Source organism: Xanthomonas sp. MUS 060 (genome assembly GCF_000963215.1).
In the GTDB taxonomy this organism is placed as follows: domain Bacteria; phylum Pseudomonadota; class Gammaproteobacteria; order Xanthomonadales; family Xanthomonadaceae; genus Xanthomonas_A.
In genome coordinates this window covers 1-592 of record NZ_JZIM01000115.1, presented here as the reverse complement: position 1 = coordinate 592, position 592 = coordinate 1, and the positions used below count along the sequence as shown (strand labels likewise).

Annotated in this window: 1 protein-coding gene and 2 pseudogenes; all 3 read left to right on the top strand. The window is 63.0% G+C overall.

The window, feature by feature from the left end; all coding sequences use genetic code 11:
* Positions 1 to 36: 36 nt before the first annotated feature.
* Positions 37 to 192 (top strand): annotated as a pseudogene (locus tag XANALMUS060_RS22935) (hypothetical protein); the annotation flags it as partial.
* Positions 193 to 292: 100 nt separating this feature from the next.
* A pseudogene (locus XANALMUS060_RS22930) lies at positions 293 to 385 on the top strand (hypothetical protein); the annotation flags it as partial.
* A gap of 40 nt (positions 386 to 425) precedes the next feature.
* On the top strand, positions 426 to 592 hold a 167-nt coding region (locus tag XANALMUS060_RS22925; RefSeq protein ID WP_304413362.1), incomplete at its 3' end, for a condensation domain-containing protein.

Below are 592 nucleotides of genomic sequence, written 5' to 3'. Positions count from 1 at the left end.
GCGAGCTACTGGCGCAAGACGCTATCGGATGCGCCGGTGTTGCTGGAGCTGCCAACGGATCGTCCGCGTCCGCCTCAGCAGGACCATGCCGGCGCGATGTTGGAGGTCATCGTCGATCCGCAGCAGGCACAGGCGTTGAAGGCGCTGAGCCAGCGCCATGGCCTGACGCTATATATGACCCTCCTGGCGAGTTGGGCGTTGCTGCTATCGCGTCTGTCCGGGCAGGACGATGTAGTGATCGGCAGTCCGTTGGGCGTTGCTGCTATCGCGTCTGTCCGGGCAGGACGATGTAGTGATCGGCAGTCCGGTGGCCAATCGTGGTCGCTCCGAAACCGAAGGGTTGATCGGGTTCTTCGTCAACACGCTGGCGTTGCGGGTGGAATTGTCTGGCTCGCCGACGCTGTCTGGCGCAACTGCTGGCGTCAGTGAAGGAGCGCGCACTGCAAGCGCAGGCGCATCAGGACATCCCGTTCGAGCAAGTGGTGGAGTTAGTACGCCACCCACGCAGCTTGGCGCATGCGCCACTGTTCCAGGTGATGTTCGCTTGGCAGAACGCGCCGCAGGGTGAGCTGGATCTTGGTGCAATCGAGGC